The organism is Actinokineospora sp. UV203 (genome assembly GCF_056323665.1).
Genome location: NZ_CM150484.1, coordinates 6117231 through 6133707, shown reverse-complemented (window position 1 = coordinate 6133707; position 16477 = coordinate 6117231). Strand labels below are relative to the sequence as shown.

Annotated in this window: 15 protein-coding genes; 2 read left to right on the top strand and 13 right to left on the bottom strand. The window is 69.6% G+C overall.

What is annotated here, in order from left to right; genetic code table 11:
- Positions 1-71 precede the first annotated feature (71 nt).
- The 11 genes from ACUZ2Y_RS29545 to ACUZ2Y_RS29495 all read right to left on the bottom strand — a co-directional run bounded on the left by ACUZ2Y_RS29545 (position 72) and on the right by ACUZ2Y_RS29495 (position 10870).
- On the bottom strand, positions 72-956 hold the full coding sequence (locus ACUZ2Y_RS29545; protein ID WP_476325038.1) for an alpha/beta hydrolase: 885 nt from the start codon (positions 954-956) through the stop codon (positions 72-74).
- On the bottom strand, positions 953-3235 hold the full coding sequence (pucD, locus tag ACUZ2Y_RS29540; protein WP_476325036.1) for a xanthine dehydrogenase subunit D: 2283 nt from the start codon (positions 3233-3235) through the stop codon (positions 953-955). The genes ACUZ2Y_RS29545 and pucD overlap by 4 nt, the downstream gene beginning before the upstream one ends.
- On the bottom strand, positions 3232-4596 hold the full coding sequence (locus tag ACUZ2Y_RS29535) for an 8-oxoguanine deaminase (protein WP_476325034.1): 1365 nt from the start codon (positions 4594-4596) through the stop codon (positions 3232-3234). Before ACUZ2Y_RS29535 ends, pucD begins: the two co-directional genes overlap by 4 nt.
- On the bottom strand, positions 4593-5066 hold the full coding sequence (locus ACUZ2Y_RS29530) for a (2Fe-2S)-binding protein (RefSeq protein WP_476325032.1): 474 nt from the start codon (positions 5064-5066) through the stop codon (positions 4593-4595). Before ACUZ2Y_RS29530 ends, ACUZ2Y_RS29535 begins: the two co-directional genes overlap by 4 nt.
- A complete protein-coding gene (locus tag ACUZ2Y_RS29525) occupies positions 5063-5935 on the bottom strand; it encodes an FAD binding domain-containing protein (protein WP_476325030.1) in 873 nt (290 codons plus the stop codon). The genes ACUZ2Y_RS29530 and ACUZ2Y_RS29525 overlap by 4 nt, the downstream gene beginning before the upstream one ends.
- 13 nt (positions 5936-5948) lie before the next feature.
- On the bottom strand, positions 5949-6809 hold the full coding sequence (gene pucL / locus ACUZ2Y_RS29520; protein WP_476325028.1) for a factor-independent urate hydroxylase: 861 nt from the start codon (positions 6807-6809) through the stop codon (positions 5949-5951).
- A complete protein-coding gene (gene uraH, locus ACUZ2Y_RS29515) occupies positions 6809-7123 on the bottom strand; it encodes a hydroxyisourate hydrolase (protein WP_476325026.1) in 315 nt (104 codons plus the stop codon). Before uraH ends, pucL begins: the two co-directional genes overlap by 1 nt.
- Positions 7120-7653: a 2-oxo-4-hydroxy-4-carboxy-5-ureidoimidazoline decarboxylase gene (gene uraD / locus ACUZ2Y_RS29510; protein ID WP_476325024.1), complete on the bottom strand. Its 534-nt coding sequence runs from the start codon at positions 7651-7653 to the stop codon at positions 7120-7122. Before uraD ends, uraH begins: the two co-directional genes overlap by 4 nt.
- Before the next feature lie 118 nt (positions 7654-7771).
- Positions 7772-9028 (bottom strand): HNH endonuclease signature motif containing protein, encoded by a 1257-nt coding sequence (locus ACUZ2Y_RS29505; protein ID WP_476325022.1) that lies wholly within the window; start codon positions 9026-9028, stop codon positions 7772-7774.
- Between the two features lie 226 nt (positions 9029-9254).
- The gene (locus ACUZ2Y_RS29500) at positions 9255-9725 is read right to left on the bottom strand and encodes a flavoprotein (protein WP_476325021.1); all 471 of its coding nucleotides are present in this window, start codon (positions 9723-9725) and stop codon (positions 9255-9257) included.
- Positions 9722-10870: a helix-turn-helix transcriptional regulator gene (locus ACUZ2Y_RS29495; protein ID WP_476325018.1), complete on the bottom strand. Its 1149-nt coding sequence runs from the start codon at positions 10868-10870 to the stop codon at positions 9722-9724. Before ACUZ2Y_RS29495 ends, ACUZ2Y_RS29500 begins: the two co-directional genes overlap by 4 nt.
- Positions 10871-10953: 83 nt before the next feature.
- Between ACUZ2Y_RS29495 and ACUZ2Y_RS29490 the strand changes: the two genes are divergently transcribed.
- On the top strand, positions 10954-11280 hold the full coding sequence (locus ACUZ2Y_RS29490) for an AMED_5909 family protein (protein WP_476325016.1): 327 nt from the start codon (positions 10954-10956) through the stop codon (positions 11278-11280).
- 449 nt (positions 11281-11729) lie between these two features.
- Here the strand turns inward: ACUZ2Y_RS29490 and ACUZ2Y_RS29485 are convergent, their stop codons facing one another.
- Together ACUZ2Y_RS29485 and ACUZ2Y_RS29480 are read right to left on the bottom strand one after the other, a co-directional pair.
- Positions 11730-13895, bottom strand: a complete 2166-nt coding sequence (locus ACUZ2Y_RS29485; protein ID WP_476325014.1) for a 3-hydroxyacyl-CoA dehydrogenase NAD-binding domain-containing protein — start codon at positions 13893-13895, stop codon at positions 11730-11732.
- Between the two features lie 19 nt (positions 13896-13914).
- Positions 13915-15129 (bottom strand): acetyl-CoA C-acetyltransferase, encoded by a 1215-nt coding sequence (locus ACUZ2Y_RS29480; protein ID WP_476325012.1) that lies wholly within the window; start codon positions 15127-15129, stop codon positions 13915-13917.
- Positions 15130-15254: 125 nt separating this feature from the next.
- On the opposite strand from ACUZ2Y_RS29480, the gene ACUZ2Y_RS29475 reads away from it, so the two are divergent.
- Entirely contained in the window at positions 15255-16469 is a 1215-nt protein-coding gene (locus ACUZ2Y_RS29475; protein ID WP_476325010.1) for a TetR/AcrR family transcriptional regulator, read from the top strand.
- The last annotated feature ends 8 nt before the right edge of the window (positions 16470-16477 follow it).

The window sequence follows — 16477 nt, the reverse complement described above, 5'->3', positions numbered from 1 at the left end:
TAAAGGTCTAGGCCAGACTAACGACAACCCGTGTCGTCCGATCGGGTCATCCTTGGCGAGTTGATCTTCACCTAGCGTGATGATCCGGGCAAGTTCTCCCGCAGGAAAAGCGCGGTCTCCTCAACGGCCTTCTTGACGTGCGGCTCGGCGTCGTAGAGGTCCACGTGCCGTTCGCAGTCGAGCCACACCGCGCGCTTGACACCCGTGGCGCGTTCGTGGAGCCGCTCGGCGAGTTCGGGCGAGCAATAGTCGTCGATCTTGCCGTGCACGACAAGCAGCGGTGTCGCGGCGAGCAGTTCGGCGGCGCTCAGGGCCTCGAACGTCATCAGGGAGTGCAGCGAGCCGCGGGTGACCTCGTTCGTCCAGTGCTCAGCCGCGCCGCGTTCGGTGCCGTAGTAGGAGTACGGCTCCTCCCCCGCCATGGCCGCCTCCCCGTCGTCGGGCGCGACGGCCGGGATGAGGTCGTCGTAGCCCGCGAGGAACACGCCCAGCGCGGCCCGATAGGCGTCGATCCCCATCCGCTCGGCGAAGAACGCGGGGCTGTTGTAGGCGCCGGCGATCCCGGCGACCGCCTTGACCCGAGGGTCGCTCGCCGCGGCACGCATGACGTAGCCGCCGCCCAGGCAGATCCCGACCAGCCCGATGCGGTGCGCGTCGATCTCCGGTCGGGTCGCGAGCAGGCTCACCGCGGCCCGCAGGTCGGCCAGCTTGCCTTGGGTGTCCTCATGTCCGTGCCTGCCGCCGCTCTCCCCGAAGCCGCGGTGGTCGAAGGCGAGCGTGGCGAACCCGGCCTCGGCGAGCTGCTCCGCGTAGTGGCCGACGACCTGCTCCTTGACCCCGGTGAACGGCCCGCTCAGCGCCACCGCCGCGTGCGGTCCCTCAGCGTCGGGAATCCGCAGCTCACCGACGATGATCACGCCGTCGGACCAGAACTCAAGCCGTTCGGTGACAGTCATGTCGTTTCCTCGGTCTCGGTGATGTGTTCGGGCCGCACCGGCACCCGGGTGAGCGCTTTCCCCGTCGCCGCGCGGATGGCGGCGACGATCGCGGGCGTCGAGGAGATGGTCGGGGGCTCGCCGACACCGCGCAAGCCGTACGGCGCGTGCGGGTCGGCCAGTTCGAGCACGTCGAGCGGCATCGGCGGCATGTCGAGGATGGTCGGGATCAGGTAGTCGGTGAACGACGGGTTGCGGACCTTGCCGTCGACGACCTGGATCTCCTCCATCACCGCCAGCCCGAGCCCCTGCGCGGAGCCGCCTTGGATCTGCCCTTCCACCGCCTGCGGGTTCATCGCCTTGCCGACGTCCTGCGCGCAGGCGAGTTCGACGACCCGGACCAGGCCCAGTTCGACATCGACGTCGACGACCGCCCGGTGCGCGGCGAAGGCGTACTGCACGTGCGCGTTGCCCTGCCCGGTGCGCGGGTCGAGCGGCTCGGTGGGCCGGTGCCGCCACTCGACCGTGTGCTCGACAACCTTGTCGCCGAGCAGGTCGACCAGGTCGGCGACGACGACGGCGTCGTCGGCGACGACCTTGCCGTCCTCCAGCCGTGCTTCCGGGCTCTCGGCAAGTTCCAGCACCTCCGCGCGGACCTTCTCGCACGCGGCTCGCACGGCGCCGCCGGTCACGTAGCTCTGTCGGGAGGCGGAGCTGGAGCCCGCGCTGCCGACGGTGGTGTCGGCGGGCAACACGGTCACTTGGGCCACCCCAAGCTCCGTGCGGGCGATCTGTGCTTGCAGGGTCACGAGTCCCTGGCCGACCTCGGCGGCGGCGGTGTGCACGGAGACGACAGGCTCGCCCGCGACGACTTCCAGCCGGACCCGGGCGGTGGAGTAGTCGTCGAACCCTTCGGAGAAGCCGACATTCTTGATCCCGACCCCGTAGCCGACGCCGCGCACCACCCCTTCGCCGTGCGTCGTGTTCGACACCCCGCCCGGCATCTCGCGCAAGTCGTCGGCGGCGGGCGGCGGCATCGGCTTGTCCCGCACCAGCTTCAACAGCTGCTCGACCGGGGCGGCGGAGTCGATCACCTGACCGGTCGGCATCCGCGAGCCCTCGTGGACGGCGTTGCGCAGACGCAGCTCCACCGGGTCCATGCCGAGCTTCTCCGCCAACAAGTCCATTTGGGACTCATAGGCGAAACAGGCCTGCACCGCGCCGAATCCGCGCATCGCACCGCAAGGCGGGTTGTTCGTGTAGACGCCATAGGCGTCCATGTGGACGGACTCGACCTCGTACGGCCCGACGCCCAGTGTGGCCGCGTTGGCCACGACCGCCGTGGTGCTCGACGCGTACGCGCCGCCGTCGAGGACGATCCGGGCCCGCACGTAGACGAGGTCGCCCGCCTCGGTGGCACCGTGCTCGTAGCGCAGCCGGGCCGGGTGGCGGTGGACGTGGCCGAAGAACGACTCCTCGCGCCCGTAGACCATCTTGACCGGCTTTCCGGTGTGCAGCGCCAGCATGCAGGCGTGCACCTGCATCGACAGGTCCTCCCGGGCCCCGAACGCGCCGCCGACGCCGGCGAGGGTGAGCCGCACCTTCTCCTGGGGCAGCCGCAGCGCCTCGGCGACCTGCTTCTGGTCGACGTGCAGCCACTGGGTGGCGACGTAGAGGTCGATCCCGCCGTCCTCGGCCGGGACCGCCAGACCGGACTCGGGGCCGAGGAACGCCTGGTCCTGCATGCCGACGCTGTACTCACCGGTGACGACGACCGGGGCCGTCGGCTCGGGATCGCCGGTGCGAACACGGACGTGTCGAACGCAGTTGCCGGTCTCGTTGTCCGGGTGCAGCGCCGTCGCGTCCGGCCGCAGAGCATGGTCCATGTCGGTCACCGGGTCGAACACCTGGTACTCGACGTCGATCGCGGCGACCGCCCGCCGCGCCGTCTCGGGGTGGTCCGCGGCCACGATGGCGACCGGTTCCCCTTGGTAGCGCACGATGTCCTCGGCCAGGATCGGCTGGTCGGCGTGTTCGAGGCCGTACCGGTTGCGGCCGGGCACGTCGGCCTGGGTCAGCACCGCGTGCACCCCGGGGATCCGCAGCGCGCCGCCGACGCCGATGAGCTTGATCCTGGCGAACGGGTGCGGGCTGCGCAGGGTGGCGCCCCAAAGCATCTCGTCGGCCCACAGGTCCGAGGAGAAGGCGAACTCGCCCTTCACCTTGAGCGCGCCGTCCGGCCGGACCGGGCTCTGGCCGACGCCGCCCTCGGTGCGGGTGCGTTCGGAGGAGCGGGTCATCGCAGCATCCCCGCCTTGCGGGCCAGCTTGACGCTCGCGGCATTCAGGTCGCGGGCCACATCGGCTTCCGTGACCAGGCAGGATTCGTCGTCCTCGATCACCGTGTTGCCACCGGCCAGCAGCAACGCCAGCGGCGGCAGTGAGCCGAACACCAGCGCCGCCACCGGGTCGGCCATGCCCGCGTGTTCCACGCCGGTCAGCTGCCACAGGGCGATGTCGGCGAGCTTTCCTGGCTCCAGCGAGCCGAGTTCTCGTTGTCTGCCAAGGCAGGTGGCGCCGCCCATGGTGGCCAGCCACAGCGCGCGGCGGGCGTCGAAGGAGGCGGCGCCGTCACGCAGCCGGGCCAGGTACATGGCCTGCCGGAGCTCACCGCCGAGCCCACCGTCCTCATTGGACGCCGCACCGTCGGCGCCGAGTCCGACCGGGACACCGGCGGCCAGCATGTCCGCCACCCGGGCGATTCCCGCGCCCAGCCGGGCGTTCGACGTCGGGCAGTGCGCGATGCCGGTCCGACTCTCGCCCAGGGTGCGGATGGCGCCGTCGGAGAGGTGCACCCCGTGCGCGAGCCACACGTCCGACCCGGTCCAGCCGAGGCGTTCGGCGTACTGCACGGGGGTGCAGCCGAACTCGGCGAGGCACTGCTTCTCCTCTTCGAGGGTCTCGGCGAGGTGGGTGTGCATGCGCACGCCCGCGGCTCGGGCGAGTTCCGCGGCGCCGGTCATCAGGTCGGCGCTGACCGAGAACGGCGAACACGGGCCGACCGCGACGCGGACGAACGAGGTGGGCGACGGGTCGTGCCACCGCGAGATCGCCTCGCCGGTGCCCTCCAGCGCGTCGGCGGTGTCCTCGACGAGGGAGTCCGGCGGGAGGCCGCCGGTGGACGTGCCGCGGTCCATCGACCCGCGCACGGCGTGCAAGCGGATGCCGACCTCGGCGGCGGCGTGGACGGTCGCGCCGAGCAGGTCGCCCGCGTCGCGCGGGAAGACGTAGTGGTGGTCGGCGGCGGTGGTGCATCCGGTGCGCGCCAACCGAACCAGGCCCGCGGTGGCGGCGGCGCGGGTCGTCTCCTCGTCGATGCCCGCCCACACGGGATAGAGACGCACTAGCCAGTCGAACAGGTTCGACTGCTGGGCGAGGCCGCGGGTGGCCCACTGGTACAGGTGGTGGTGGGTGTTGACGAGACCGGGGGTCGCCAGGCAGCCGCGGCCGTCGACCCGGCGGTCGGCGGGCAGGTCGTCCGGGGCCGGGCCGGGGCCGACAGACTCGATCAGCCCGCCGTTGACCACCACATGGCCATCGGTGTACTCGGTGCCCGCCGCGTCCACGGTGACCACCGCGGCGCCTTCGATGACCGTCCTCACGAGACACCCTCCATTCTGGACGCCGCGAGGCGCACCGCGTCGAGGATCTTCTCGTATCCGGTGCAGCGGCACAGGTTTCCGGCCAGGGACTCGCGGATCTCGGCGTCGGTCGGCTTCGGGACACGGCGAACCAGGTCGTGCGTGGCGACGATCAGACCCGGGGTGCAGAACCCGCACTGCACGGCCCCGGTCTCCACGAACGCCTCCTGGACCGGGTCGAGCTGGTCGCCGTCGGCGAGCCCTTCGACCGTGCGCACCTCGCGGCCCTCGGCCTGGCCCGCCGCCACCAGGCACGCGCACACCGCGACGTCGTCGAGGAACACCGTGCAGGAGCCGCATTCCCCTTGCTCGCAAGCGTTCTTGGATCCGGGCAGGCCCATCCGCTCGCGCAGCACGTAGAGCAGGCTCTCACCTTCCCAGACGTCCTCGGCGACCTTCTCCTCGCCGTTGACCCGCACCGTCACCCTCATCTAGACCAACTCCCAGTCCGGTAGTCCGCCCACGCCCACGCCAGCGTCCGCCGGGCGAGCACGCTCAGCGCGTGCCGCCGATACGCCGCGGTGCCCCGCACATCGTCGATCGGGTTCGCCGCTTCGCCCACCAGCTCACCGAAGCGGCGCACCATGCTGTCGGGCAACGGTTCCCGCGAGTCCCACAGTCCGTCGATCTCGGTCTCGGCGAAGGCTTCCGCCTCCAGGGCCCGCAGCGGTGTCGGCCCCGCCGAGCCGATGCCGGTGCCGACGGAGCGCTTGCCCGCGTTCAGCGCGAGGCCGAACGAGCAGACGGCGATCACCATGGCGTTGCGGGTGCCGACCTTCGCGAACTGCTGGGGACCCGAGGCGACCGGAATGCGTGCCGCCACAACGAGTTCGTCCGGTTCGAGGACCGACTTCTTCGGACCGACGAAGAACTGACCGGCCGGAATCCGCCTGGTCCCACGGGTCGACGCGACCTCGACCTCGGCCGCGCAGGCCAGCAGCGGCGGGTGCGCGTCACCGGCGGGCGACGCGGCGCCGAGGTTGCCGCCGACCGTGCCCCGGTTGCGGATCTGGGGGGACCCGACGGTTCGCGACGCCATCGCCAGGCCGGGCAGCTTGGCACCCAACTCGGCGATGATCCGGTTGTACGGAACGCCCGCGCCGAGCCGGACCATGCCGTCGTCGACGTCCCATTCGGCCAGTTCGGCCACGCCGCCGAGGTCCAGCAGCGCGTCCGGCCTGCGGAGGTCGAAGTTCAACTCCACCATCACATCGGTGCCACCCGCGATCGGCACCGCCTCCGGGGTCGCCGCCTTGGCCTCGAGTGCCTCGGCGAGGGTCGTCGGTCGCAAGAAGTCCATTGTGGAATATCCCCTACCACCAAGCCAGGCCCTGCTCGGGCGCGTCGGAACGACGGACGGTGCCTTCGATCAGGCCATAGGGACGGTCGGCGGCGTGGAACACCTCTCCCGGGTTGTCCAATCCGAACGGCGCGAGGTCGACGAGGAAGTGGTGCTTGTTCGGCAGCGCCAGGCGAACCTCGACGAGGTCGTCGTCACCTTCGAGGACCCGCTCGCCCATCGCGCGCAGCGTTTGCTGCAGCGAAAGGCTGTGGGTGTCAGCGAAGGCGGTCAGCAGCCGCTCCCGCGCTACCGCAAAGGCTTGCGCCCAGTCCCGGTCGGTCGAGCCGTGCCGCCAGTTCGCGGTGACGGCGGTGGCCAGGACGCGGTCGTGGGTCTCGGGGAGCGTGGTGTAGCGGTCGCGGGGGAAGCCGTGGAACTCCGAGCCGGTCGTGTTGAGCACCACCAGGTCCGCCACCCCGGACACCACCCAGGCGGACTCGCCGTCACAGGTCGCGGTGGTGGTCCGCGTTCCCGCGCCCCGGGCGAAGGAATGCCCGGTCGCGGCGATGCGGTCCCAGGAGTACTGCTCGATCCGCACGCGGGCTTTCTTGATCTCCGCCGTCGTCGTCACGAAGTGCCGGACCAGGCGGAGGGCGAAATCCTCGATCTCGCCGACACCGTCGCGGGCGAAGGCGTAGACGGTGTTCTTCTGCGTGTCGGTGGGCAGGACACCGCTGTTGTCGCCGGTCAGATGGGTCGCGGCGAGGTCGCCCGCGAGGGTGGTGGTGACGTTGAGGTCGGTGATCGCGTGGGTGTCGCCGTCGCGGTCCACCCGGACCAGGCGCGTCTCGGCCTTGCCGTACTGGTTGTCACCGAGCTCGAAACTCCCCATCAGCTCCCCCGGTAGGTCGAGTAGCCGTATCCGCTGATCAGCAAGGGCACGTGGTGATGGCGGTCGTCGCGGACCGTGAACGCCACCACCACCTCCGGGTAGAACGCGGCCGGACCAAGGTACTCGCCGGTGTCGAAAACCAGCCGGTGTTCACCCGGATCGGCGGCCCAGCCGGAGATCCGCCCGTCCGTGTCAGTCTCGCCCTTGTCGACTTCCCGCCACTGGCCGTCGCGGCGCTCGTCGTGGCGCACGGGGATGCCCACCGCGGGCTTGCCTCGGGCGGTGTCGAGGACGTGGGTGGAGAGAGTGGTCATGCCTCAGCCAGCTTCACCAGTCGCAACGCGGCGATCTTGCGCAACTCTTCCCGAACCTCTTCGCGCTCGGCGGCGATGTCGTTACGCAGCCGCCGACGCGCCTGCGCGAGGATGGCGTCCGCGGTCAGCCCGGTGGCGCAGATGAGGAAGACGTGGCCGAAGCGGTCCTCGTAGTCCACATTCGCCTGTTTGAGCTCGTCACCGCCCCCGCTCGCGGCGGCCTGCTCCCCGCGCGACCACCCCGCCTCACGGCTGTCACCGGCGGCCCGGTCCCCGATGCGGGGGTGGGCGTCAAGGGCCTGCCGCAGGTCGTCCCACTGGAGCGCTTGGAACACCCGATCGGACCGCGCGATGAGCTGATTCACGTCCCCGTAGGGCCGCCCCACCACCATTTCCCCAGCCCAGCGCCGCGACGAGCAACAAGCCAGCAGGTCCTCGAGAGCACCCGCCGGGTCGGCGTCAGTGAATCTCCACAGGAACGAGTCGCCGGGCACCCTGCCAGTAGACACCGCCACGGCACGCCCGGCCACCGACGGACGGGATTTTTGTCCGATTCCGGTCCAGTTGAGATCAAACTCGGGATCTCGTCATCCCCGGTGCCTGAATTCGCCCGAGAGCCTCCGCGCGCATACGTCCGCTCGGGCCGTGTCATGCGGCGTGGGTGTGGGCGGTGTTGCGGAGGGGTCTTCGTTGTGGGTCGAGGTAGGCGGGTGGGGTGAATTCGGGTTGCCCGTCGGCACCGATACGCAGGTTCCAGTCGCTGTTGTGCACCAGCCGGTGGTGGCGGGTGCAGAGCAGGGCAAGGTTGTTCAGGGCGGTGAGTCCGCCGTCAGCCCAGTGGGTGACGTGGTGTGCGGCGCACGCGCGTGGTCGCCGGTCGCAGTGGGGGAAGGTGCAGCCGCGGTCGCGCAGGATCAGCGCCCGCCGCAGGTGGGTGGGCACCGTGTAGCGGGCACGCCCCACGTCGAGTGGTTGGCTGGTGCCGCCCAGGACGTACGGCAGGACCTTGGCGTCGCAGGCGAGGATACGGGCCGCTCTTGCGCTCAGCGTGCCGACGCCGTCGAGCAGGGCATGGCCGATGCGGGTTTCCAGTGTGGCCAACGGGATGGTGACGTTGACGTGCGGTCGTTCGCCTGCCTCGGTGGGCAGGTCGGGTGCGACCGCGGCGAGGTCGCAGATGTGGGCCAGGGCGTCGCCGTTGCGTTCGGCTTGCGGGCGGGTATCCGCGTGCGCGGAGGCCGGGTCGGGCTTGCTCAGCGGCTCGATCAACGCGACAAAGGTGGCGGCGTCTGCCGGGCACAGTTCGAACGCGCCGCGTACCCGACCGTCACGGCGCTTGCGCCAGGACAACACGTTGCACTCGGCGGGTTCCGGTTGGTCTGCGGGTTCGGGGCCGTCCTGGTCGAGCACCGCGAGCATCCGGTCGGCGCCCGCGCGCAGTTGTGCCGGGTCGGTGGTGCGGGCCTGCTCGGCCAGGGCGTGTTCGAACTCGGCGCGGGCGGGTGCGTCGACCCAGGTGGGCAGGGTGTCCATGGCGCGGGCGATCACGTCGACGTGCTCGCCGTCGATCGCCCCGTCCGCGAGGGCCGTACGGGTGGCCGGAAGCGGCGGGGGACTCAGATGCCCGGTCGGGGTCAGCGCGGGACGCACCTGCTCGGCCTGGGCCAGCATCCGCTTCGCGTGCTTCGGGCTGACCCTGGTCAACGCTGCGATCAGGGTGGCGGGTGCGCCGTATCCGGCGAGGCGGTGGATGTCGGCGCGGTCGATCTCACCGATCAGGTCGAGCAGGGCCGCGTAGTCGGTGCGAATCCGGGTGATCACCTCGACCACGGCCCCGGCCAGTTCGGGGCCGCGTGAGGCCCAGAACCGACCGGGGTCGTTGTGGTGGATCTCCAACTCGGACATGCCACCATCGTCCGCCCTACCACCGACAATTCCGGGCCGATCCGGACCACCCACCGGATCACCACACGATCGAGTGAAACTAGAGCGAAACCCTTGCAGCGGAACGGTTTCGCCTCGGTGCATGGGCTCCCCGTTCAAGAAAGCTGCCTACCGAAGCGGGCACTTGTCCCGTTCGCGTCCAGTTGAGATCGAAAATTCGGAAGAAGATCCTCCTCGACTGCGTTCGCTAACGCCGCAGAATATCCAGGATCGGGGTCCAACTCGCCCGGATGGCCTCGTTGGGCACGACGATCACGCCCCAACTCGCCAGCGAGTCCAGGCTCCGCCCGAAGGCGGGATGCGCGGCCAGGGTCGGCTTGGCGTACGGGCAGGCCACCGTGCGAACCCCCAGCCCGATGGCCTCGTTGAGCAGCCCCAACGCGAACGAGTCACTGATTCCCGCCGCCCACTTGTTGACGGTGTTGAACGTGGCGGGCGCGGCGACAATCGCGTCGGCATGCGGCCAGTCGGTCGGCCGCAGGTCGTGGCGCACCGGATTGCCGGTGTGGGCGGCGAGGGCATCGAGGTCGAGCCAACCGGCCGCGGTCGGCGTCGCGGCAAGGCACACGACCCACCCGACCTCGTGCAGGGCGTCGATCAGTGTGCCTATTTCGAGCGCGGGTGGAGCAGCGGAGACAACAAGGTAGACAACGCTCACGGTGTCACCCCCACACGACGGGCCAGCGACCTGAGGCCGGGTGTGCTGCCCTGACGTTCACGTCCCACCAAAGCGCTCAGGACCGCACGCGCGGCGGAGTTGCGGGACACCGACTGGCAGGCGATCCGTTCCGCCTCCAGCAAATGGAGGACCGCGACCGCGTCAGCGCCGTCATCCGCGGCGGCCTGGGCCAGGTCAATATGGACTTGTGAGCGCCTGCCGGTCAGACCGATGGGAAGCCGGTCTGTGTCGACCTTCTCGCCGATCCGTTGAGCGGCCCGCACGTCGCCGAGCGCGGTCGCGACCGAAAGCTGGTGAATGACGACATTGGTTGGACCGAACGCCGTCCAACCGTGGTTCGCGTCCTCGCCCAACGTGTCCGCGAGCATTCCCGCTTCCACCAGCCTCTTTCCGGCAGCCTGCGCGTTTCCCTGTCTTGCCGCGAGCACCGCCAGCAGTAGGACCAATGCTCCTCGTACCGATATCGTGGATCGACAGCTGTTGTCTGACAGCGGCTCCAGGGCCAGGGTGGCGCACTCTTCGGCATCGCGGCGGTGTCCGGCTTTGAGTAAGGCACAGGCCACTTGATACTGAGCCATTCCGACCAGCACAGGATGCTCACTGTCCATCGCGGACTGGAGCGCTCGATCGGCGGCAACCCAGGCCAGACCCGAATCGCCGACCTTGGTGGCGAGCTTGGCCGCCACGACATAGGCGGAAGCCCTGACGACAGCGGGTTCTTGGTCGATGCCATTGATCAGCGGAGGCAACACCCGTGCGGTCGCTTCGTATTCCGACTGCTGATACAGCCGATGAATCGCGCTGACGGTCCGCCGTTCACGCACGGAGGAATCAGTCGCCACCACGCCGAGCATCGCTCGTCGAAGCCCATCGAGGAGCGGGGTCTGCTCCGGCTCAGGTCGTGGGCGCACCGTGTCGACGCGCGAGGTCAGCAACTCGCCCAGCTGCGCGGCGGTCACACCGAGCGCACGCGCCAGGCGTGGCCGGATCCATGGCTGGGGCTCGATTGTGCTGGTCTCCCAGCGCACGACCGTGGACCGCTCCACCCCGACCTGGCTCGCCAACGCCTCCTGGCTCAGGCCCGCCGCCTTCCGCGCGCCTGCGAGCCGGGGACGCTTCGGCATTCGGTGCTCCTTTGACAACTGACTGTGCGATCACCGTAGCCCAGAGTCGCTGCTCACCGACTGTCTTGCCACAGTTCTGCCTCATGAATGCGGCGACCGTGCTGTGGTCCGGCGCGTGGGGGCGGCGGTTGAGTCGGGGCATGCCACGTCCGACGATGCCGACGACGCTCTCCCAGACCCACGAAGTGATCATGCGCTTGCGGCCCGCTCGCGCAGCGCCACCCGCCGAGTGGAAGGCATTCCGCGAGAAGGCCGCGCGGCTTTACACCGAGATCGCCGATATCGACCGCCACCACCATCACGAGGCGATGGCATGGGCCAGTTCCGAACGCGAGAAGGCGACGGAGATCGAACGCGCGATGCGGAACGCCCGGGCCATCGGGCCAGGCACCAAATCGGTGGACCACTGAGGTCGCGCGCACGACAATTCCATCGCACGCAGCCGTATGAGGAGCCCGTCATGAGCCAAACCGCTACGACCACCCTGTGGCGCCCGACCGGGCCGGTGAAGCTCGACCTCGTCCGGCGATCGGACTGGCGCAGGTGGCCGCCCCGGCTGCCCGAGCAGCCGATCTTCTACCCGTTCTCAACGAGGACTACGCGGTCAAGATCGCGAAAGAGTGGAACGTGCCCGACAGCGGAGTCTGCTATGTGACCCGCTTCGAGGTCGATACCGACTTCCTGGCCCGGTATCCCGTTCAGCAGGCGGGCGGCCGGACCATTCTGGAACTCTGGATCCCCACCGAGGACCTCGAAGAGTTCAACGACCACATCGTCGGCCCATCAAGGTCATCCACGAGTTCCGATAACAGGGCTGCCCACCGCCGAAGCGGTGGGCAGCCCTCAACTCACCAGCGACTTACTCGAAGATCTCGCCCTTCTCAGCCTTCGCGACCAGCGAGGCGGGCGGGTTGAACCGGTCGCCGTAGCGCTCGGCCAGTTCGCGGGAGCGGGCGACGAAGCCGGGGATGCCGCCCGGGTAGCCGTTGATGTACTGGATGACACCACCGGTCCAGGGCGGGAAGCCGATGCCGAAGATGGACCCGATGTTGGCGTCCGGCACGGTCCGCAGGACTTCCTCGTCGAAGCACTTGACGGTCTCAAGCGCCTCGGCGAAGAGCATGCGCTCCTGCATGTCCTTGAACGGGACCTCCACGGTGCCCGCGGCGAAGGCGTCCGCGAGTCCCGGCCACAGGCCGGTGCGCTTGCCCTCGTCGTCGTACTCGTAGAAGCCCGCACCCGAGGAGCGGCCCTTGCGGTCGAACTCGTCGATCAGGCGGTCCAGGACGCCCTCCGACGGGTGGACGTCCCACGTGCCGCCCGCCGCCTCGATGGCCGCACGCGTCTCCTGCCGGATCTTGCGCGGCAGGGTGAACGTGAGCTCGTCGAGCAGCTGCAGCGGCGCGGCCGGGTAGCCGGCCTGCAGGCCGGCCTGCTCGATCGACGACGGCGCGACGCCCTCGCCGATCATCGCGACGGCCTCGTTGATGAAGGTGCCGATCACACGGCTGGTGAAGAAGCCCCGGCTGTCGTTGACGACGATCGGGGTCTTCTTGATCTGCAGCGTGTAGTCGAAAGCCTTGGCCAGCGCGACATCGCTGGTCTTCTCGCCGACGACGATCTCCACCAGCGGCATCTTGTCGACCGGGGAGAAGAAGTGCAGGCCGATGAAGTCCTCCTGCCGCTTCACCCCATTCGCCAGGTCCGTGATGGGCAGCGTCGAGGTGTTGGAGCCCAGCAGCGCGTCCGGCGCGACCAGGTCCTCGATCTCGCCGAAGACCTTCTTCTTCAGGTCCGGGGACTCGAAGACGGCCTCCACGACCAGGTCCACACCGGCCACGTCGGCCGGGTCGGCCGTGGGCGTGATGCGGGCCAGGACCTCGTCGGCCTTCTCCTGGGTGAGCTTGCCCCGGGACACGGCCTTGGCGAGGATCTTCTCCGAGTACGCCTTGCCCTTCTGCGCCGACTCAAGGGAAACGTCCTTGAGCACGACCTCGATGCCCGCACGGGCGCTGGAGTACGCGATGCCCGCGCCCATCATGCCCGCACCCAGGACCGCCACGCGCTTAGCGGCATACTGCGGCTGACCGTCGGGGCGGCTGTTGCCCTTGTTGATGGCCTGCAGGTCGAAGAAGAACGCCTTGGTCATGTTCTTCGCGACCTGACCGACGACGAGGTCCACAAAGTACTGCGTCTCGATCTTCTGCGCGGTGTCGATGTCGACCTGCGCGCCCTCGATCACGGTGGCGAGGATGTTGCGCGGGGCGGGCATCGGCGCGCCCTTGAGCTGCTTGCGCAGGTTCGCCGGGAACGCGGGCAGGTTCGCCGCGAACGCCGGGTGCGACGGGGCGCCACCGGGGATCTTGAAGCCCTTGACGTCCCACGGCTGCTGCGCGGCGGGGTTGGCCTTGATCCACGCCTTCGCGGACGCGATCAGCTCCTCCGGGGTGGACACGGTCTCGTTGACCAGGCCCAGTTCCTTGGCCTTGGCAGGCTTGTGCCGCTGACCCTGCAGCAGCACATTGAGCAGCGCGCTCTGGATGCCGATCAGGCGCGGCACGCGGACACAGCCGCCGCCGCCGGGCAGCAGTCCCAACCCGACCTCGGGCAGGCCGATCTCGCTGCCCTTGACGTCGAGCGCGACCCGGTAGTGCGTGGCCAGCGCGAGTTCGAGGCCGCCGCCGAGCGCGGCGCCGTTGATGGCGGCCACGACCGGCTTGCCGAGGGTCTCCAGCCGACGGAAGTCGGCCTTCATGCCGTCGCAGCGCTCGGTGATGGCCTGCGCGTCGTCCGGACCGGCCTGGATCAGCATGCGCAGGTCGCCGCCGGCGAAGAAGGTCTTCTTCGCCGAGGTGATCACGACACCGGTGATGGAGTCCTTTTCGGACACAAGGCGGTCGACGGTCTCGGTGAGCGCCACGCGGAACGTGTCGTTCATCGTGTTGGCCGACTGGCCCGGGTCGTCCATCGTCAGGGTCACGATGCCGTCGGCGTCGGACTCCCACTTGAACATGTTCTCAGTCATCTGTGTGTTCTCTCCGGGATCAGACGCGCTCGATGATGGTCGCGACGCCCATGCCGCCGCCGATGCACAGGGTGATGAGGGCGCGCCGGGCGCCGCGCCGCTCCAGCTCGTCGACCATGGTGCCGGTGATCATCGCGCCGGTCGCGCCGAGCGGGTGGCCCATGGCGATCGAGCCGCCGTTGACGTTGATCTTCTCGTGCGGGATCTTCAGGTCCTTCATGAACTTGAGGACCACCGCGGCGAAGGCCTCGTTGAGTTCCCACAGGTCGATGTCGTCGGGCGTCAAACCTGCCAGCGCCAACGCCTTCTGCGCGGCCGGGGTCGGGCCGGTGAGCATGATGGTCGGCTCGGCGCCGGTCACCGCGGCGGAGACGATGCGCGCCCGCGGGGTCAGGCCAGCGGCCCGGCCTGCTTCCTCGTTGCCGACGAGCACCAGCGCGGCGCCGTCGACGATGCCGGAGGAGTTCGCGGCGGTGTGCACGTGGTTGATCTTCTCGACCCAGTGGTACTTCTGCAGCGCCACCGCGTCGAAGCCGCCCATGTCGCCGATGCCCGCGAATGACGGCCCGAGCTTGCCCAGACCCTCTACAGTGGACTCAGGGCGCATGTGCTCGTCGTGGTCGAGGATCGTCACGCCGTTGCGGTCCTTCACCGGGACCACGGACTTGGCGAAGTAGCCCGCCGACCAGGCCGCCGCCGCGCGCTTCTGCGACTCGACGGCGTAGGTGTCGACGTCGTCGCGGCTGAAGCCCTCGATGGTGGCGATGAGGTCGGCGCTGATGCCCTGCGGGACGAAGTACGAGTCGTAGTTCGTCTCCGGGTCGTTGAACCAGGCACCGCCGTCGGAGCCCATCGGCACCCGCGACATCGACTCGACGCCGCCGGCGATCATGAGCTGGTTCCAGCCGGAGCGGACCTTCTCGGCCGCGGTGTTGACCGCTTCGAGGCCCGAGGCGCAGAACCGGTCGAGCTGCACGCCCGCGACGGTGTCCGGCAGGCCGGCGGCGACGGCGGCGGTGCGCGCGATGACCGAGCCCTGGTCGCCGACCGGGGACACCACGCCGAGCACGATGTCGTCGATGGTCGCCGGGTCGAGGTCAGGGTGGCGCGCGGTGAGCTCGTCGATGAGACCGACGACGAGCGAGATGGGCTTGACCCCGTGCAGCGATCCGGTCTGCTTGCCGCGGCCGCGCGGTGTGCGGATCGCCTCGTAGATGAAGGCTTCGGTACTCACGCTCGTCCGATCCTCTCCTCAAGTTTTGAGCTAATGCCCATTAACATAGTGCCGTGGTTTCGCAGGTTGTCAACCTCTCGGCCCTGCACTACCGTGGTTAATCGAGTCTCACCGAAGGGGGACGGGTGACAGCAGAGGTCGACCGGGTGCCGGTACGCAGACCACGCAACCGCAAGGCCCAGCTGGCCGAGGCGGCCGCCGACCTGTTCGGCAAGCGCGGCTATCACGCGGTCGGCGTCAACGACATCGCCGCCGCCGCGGGCATCACCGGCCCGGCCGTCTACCGGCACTTCCCCAACAAGCAGGCCGTTCTCGGCCACGTGCTGCTCACCGGGGTCGACGTGCTCACCGAGCGGCTCATCGAGGTCACCGCCGCCGCCGAGGGCGACCCACACCGCTGCGTGGGCCCGCTGCTGCACACCGCCGCCGTGGTCTCGATCGAGCAGCGCGAGTTGACCGCGCTGTGGCGCTGGCAGGGCCGTCACCTCCACGATGGCGACCAGAAGGAGATCCGCAGGCGGGTCGGCACCCTGCTCGCCCAGGCCATCGCCGGCCTGCGCGGGCTGCGTCCCGAGCTCAGTGCCGCCGATGCCCACCTGCTCAGTTTCGCCGCGATGAGCGTGTACGGCAGCGTGGGCGACCACCATGTCAACTACGCCCGCGAGCCGTTCGAACTGCTGCTGGCCCGGCTGGCCGAGGCGGTGGTGCTCAGCGACGTCGTCCCGGCCACACAGGACGCTCCCCCGGCCGCGTGGCGGGCCCGCACGCAGATGCCCGCCACGCGGCGTGAGGAGGTGCTCACGGCCGCGACCAGGCTGTTCCGCGACCACGGCTACCACGCGGTGAGCATGGAGGACATCGGCGCGGTCACCGGCATCGCCGGGCCCAGCATCTACCGGCACTTCGCGGCGAAGTCCGACATCCTGCTGGCCGCGAGCCGCCGGATGGCCGACCGGCTGCAGCTCGGACTCGACGCCGCGCTCGCCGACGCGGTCGACCCCGAGGACGCACTGCGCCGCCTGACCAGGTCATACGCCGACACCGTGCAGCGTTCCGACGACCTGATCGCGGTGTACACCAGCGAACTGGTCAACCTGCCCGAGCGTGACGCCAAGGAGCTGCGCAGGCTGCAGCGCGGCTACGTCGCCGAGTGGGTCCGGCTGCTGCGCGAGATGGGCTCGGACCTGACCGAGCCGGAGGCCAGGGTCGCGGTGCACGCGGCCCTGACCGTGGTGAATGACCTGCCCCGCACGGGCAGGGTCAAGTCTCGACCCGCTTTGACAGCGGAGATCGCCGGGTTGGCGATGGCGGTCCTGCGGGAGGCGGCACACGGCTCGTAGACAGGAGG

What these genes read in the sequence shown, in the direction of transcription:
- ACUZ2Y_RS29495 (WP_476325018.1), bottom strand. Translation starts at nt 10,870, where the DNA reads ATGCCGAAGCGTCCCCGGCTCGCAGGCGCGCGGAAGGCGGCGGGCCTG.
- pucD (WP_476325036.1), bottom strand. Translation starts at nt 3,235, where the DNA reads ATGACCCGCTCCTCCGAACGCACCCGCACCGAGGGCGGCGTCGGCCAG.
- ACUZ2Y_RS29485 (WP_476325014.1), bottom strand. Translation starts at nt 13,895, where the DNA reads ATGACTGAGAACATGTTCAAGTGGGAGTCCGACGCCGACGGCATCGTG.
- uraH (WP_476325026.1), bottom strand. Translation starts at nt 7,123, where the DNA reads ATGACCACTCTCTCCACCCACGTCCTCGACACCGCCCGAGGCAAGCCC.
- ACUZ2Y_RS29530 (WP_476325032.1), bottom strand. Translation starts at nt 5,066, where the DNA reads ATGAGGGTGACGGTGCGGGTCAACGGCGAGGAGAAGGTCGCCGAGGAC.
- ACUZ2Y_RS29505 (WP_476325022.1), bottom strand. Translation starts at nt 9,028, where the DNA reads ATGTCCGAGTTGGAGATCCACCACAACGACCCCGGTCGGTTCTGGGCC.
- ACUZ2Y_RS29490 (WP_476325016.1), top strand. Translation starts at nt 10,954, where the DNA reads ATGAATGCGGCGACCGTGCTGTGGTCCGGCGCGTGGGGGCGGCGGTTG.
- ACUZ2Y_RS29525 (WP_476325030.1), bottom strand. Translation starts at nt 5,935, where the DNA reads ATGGACTTCTTGCGACCGACGACCCTCGCCGAGGCACTCGAGGCCAAG.
- pucL (WP_476325028.1), bottom strand. Translation starts at nt 6,809, where the DNA reads ATGGGGAGTTTCGAGCTCGGTGACAACCAGTACGGCAAGGCCGAGACG.
- ACUZ2Y_RS29545 (WP_476325038.1), bottom strand. Translation starts at nt 956, where the DNA reads ATGACTGTCACCGAACGGCTTGAGTTCTGGTCCGACGGCGTGATCATC.